Here is a 2,410-nt window from a genome sequence, read left to right on the forward strand (position 1 = left end):
AAGATGAGCGGCTACGGCCAGGAGAAGGGCCGCCTGGGCATCCTCGAATACACCAGCCAGAAGAGCTTCTATTGGGGGCTCAACGAGGCGCCCTTGCCCTGGAGCCTTTGATCAAGGGTCCAGGCAACGGATCAATGAGGACACGGGGATGTCGAGCGCAAGCGCGAGCTTGACGATGTTGTGCAGCGACAGGTTGCGCTCACCCCGTTCCACCGAGCTGACATAGTTCGTGTGCAGGTCGGCCGCCTCGGCCAGCTTTTCCTGCGTCAGGCCCCGCTCCTCCCGGAATCCCCGCAAGGCCGAGCCGAAAGTGAGCTGGGCTTTCTCTTTTGATGGGACCTTGGGGTGGTTCTTGCGCATGGCAGGAGTCTTGCCATCCACACACTTTGAGTACACACACGATGAGTTTGATTTATGGCAAACTCAGAAGGAAAAATCGAAGATGTGATGCGGCGTCTTCATCAAGGGCACCGCACCCATGGACTCTTCAACCGAAGAAGGGACACGCAACATGAGCCTAGCGACAACCGCCCTTCTGTGGCTGAAGCGCAAGCGAGTCGAGAGACTCGTCAAACTTCAACTCAGTGAGCTCGCCCGGAGAGGACTTTTCACCGGTGACGTTGAAACTGCGGTGCGAAACGTCATCAATGTGCATCCTCCGATACCGGCAATGCGCGCCATCGAGACGAACGTTCTGGCGGCGTTGCTTCTGGCGAGGTATGCCGCTGACGTGCTGCTGACCCGTGAGGACCTCAAGCCCTACGCCATCGCCAGCCTGCGCGCCTTTCTAAGTGGCGACAAGGGAATCCCAAGTTTCGACTCTCCAGAATCTGGTTCTCCGTAACCGTGATTCGTTCCATCCAAACGCGGCTTTGTAGCTGCAGCTCTCAACCCTTGGGTTTCAGAGCACAGTCCGCGTTTTTTCATGAACGACGACGGTTTCATCGAATTCCTCGACACCCATCGGCACGATCTGGCGCGCATCAGCCGCGCGACACGGGGTGAGGCCTCCCCGGAGGACGTGCAGGCCGAAGCATGGCTGTTGATCGCAGACCTCATCGGCAAAGGCCACAGGATCGACCTATGGGATGCCCAGCACCGGCAATTGATCCTCGCGCGGCTGTACCAGAGTCTGGTGCGCTACACCGAATTGAACGTGAGGTACGCGGTTCGCCTCGATCACGGAAGTGAAGAGGGTGAAGCCCACCCTCTGTCACATGTGCTCGCTGCGAATGAAATGTACGACCCGGAAAAAGCGTTGCTGCATTTTCAGGAACAGGCCCGGTTGAACGAGCAGACCAACCTGAACCCTCAACTGTCGCTGGCCAGCGCGTATCTTTACCTGCTCGATCATCTGGACAACCGCATGTCCGCCATGGCAGAGCACCTGCGCATCTCGCTGTCGTATTGCTATCGCCGATGCGCTCACGCCAGGACATGGGCAGCGCATCAGCAGGGCCTGCCTGCCGCGGCAATGGGCAGCGACCCCACCTTCATCCCCGGTGCCTGGCGGCGCTTTCGCCTGCAGCGACCGCACATTCAATTGAGTTTCGACTTCGATTGGGGCGACAGGTTGTTCGCCGAGCCCCAATGATCCAGTGCCTGCAACGGCCTCGTGGACGAAACTGCAAACCCAAAAAACCAAAATGGGCTACGTGATTGCTCACGTAACCCATGGATATTTTTGGCGGAGTGGACGGGGCTCGAACCCGCGACCCCCGGCGTGACAGGCCGGAGGATGAACTGAGCATTCATGCGGCCTCGGACATGATTTCTGTTCCAAAAACTGGAAATTCGGTGCAGGAATGACGCGGGTTCTGCAAGGACTATTCCAAAAAAACCGATGGCGCAATGTGCCTCAACTGTGTCCGCGCATGCGCTGCGGAGCATTGATCGATGTCAAGCAGCTTGATCTTGTGAGACACGTCAAGGGACCTATCCGCAAGCCGAGTGGCGCTTCTGCACCCATCCTGGGAGGGCATGGCCTCTTGCGGCTACCCTAGCAAAGGCGGCTATGAGTGGCGGATTCAACCGGTCGATGCAACAGATTCGCTGAACATTTCAGCGGGGGTGCGGAAGCCAAGTGTCTTGCGTGGCCTCTCATTCAATTGTCTCGCGATTGCGTTGAGCTGAAGCTGTGAGAAACCCGAGAGATCTATGCCCTTCGGCATGTACTGCCTGAGGAGCCCATTGGTGTTCTCGTTGCTGCCGCGTTGCCAAGGACTCTGAGGATCACAGAAATAAACTTGGATGTCGGTGGCCATCGTGAATCGCTTGTGACCATGCATTTCGGTGTTGTCTTCCACTGAAAACTGACCCAGTTAGAGCATCAAGGGGGTGCGGACAAATACTTGGACTGGTTTATGACGTAAGCCCGAGACTTTCTCGGTATTCGATGGGGCTGAGAGAG

The 2,410-nt window shown here is 57.3% G+C and carries 3 protein-coding genes and 1 pseudogene; 2 read left to right on the forward strand and 2 right to left on the reverse strand.

Features of this window, described 5'->3' with window-relative positions; genetic code table 11:
• Nucleotides 1-111: 111 nt before the first annotated feature.
• Nucleotides 112-360, reverse strand: a complete 249-nt coding sequence (locus tag AC07ZS_RS29685; protein WP_494802016.1) for a helix-turn-helix domain-containing protein — start codon at nt 358-360, stop codon at nt 112-114.
• Nucleotides 361-478: 118 nt separating this feature from the next.
• Between AC07ZS_RS29685 and AC07ZS_RS29690 the strand changes: the two genes are divergently transcribed.
• Both AC07ZS_RS29690 and AC07ZS_RS29695 read left to right on the forward strand, forming a co-directional pair.
• The gene (locus AC07ZS_RS29690) at nt 479-844 is read left to right on the forward strand and encodes a hypothetical protein (RefSeq protein WP_494802017.1); all 366 of its coding nucleotides are present in this window, start codon (nt 479-481) and stop codon (nt 842-844) included.
• Between the two features lie 81 nt (nt 845-925).
• Nucleotides 926-1,594: a hypothetical protein gene (locus AC07ZS_RS29695; RefSeq protein WP_494802018.1), complete on the forward strand. Its 669-nt coding sequence runs from the start codon at nt 926-928 to the stop codon at nt 1,592-1,594.
• Between the two features lie 433 nt (nt 1,595-2,027).
• On the opposite strand, the pseudogene AC07ZS_RS29700 reads toward AC07ZS_RS29695, so the two are convergent.
• Nucleotides 2,028-2,291, reverse strand: a pseudogene (locus AC07ZS_RS29700) (IS30 family transposase); the annotation flags it as partial.
• Between the last annotated feature and the right edge of the window lie 119 nt (nt 2,292-2,410).

Source organism: Hydrogenophaga sp. GW456-12-10-14-TSB4 (assembly GCF_059424305.1).

What these genes read in the sequence shown, in the direction of transcription:
- AC07ZS_RS29685 (WP_494802016.1), bottom strand. Translation starts at nt 360, where the DNA reads ATGCGCAAGAACCACCCCAAGGTCCCATCAAAAGAGAAAGCCCAGCTC.
- AC07ZS_RS29695 (WP_494802018.1), top strand. Translation starts at nt 926, where the DNA reads ATGAACGACGACGGTTTCATCGAATTCCTCGACACCCATCGGCACGAT.
- AC07ZS_RS29690 (WP_494802017.1), top strand. Translation starts at nt 479, where the DNA reads ATGGACTCTTCAACCGAAGAAGGGACACGCAACATGAGCCTAGCGACA.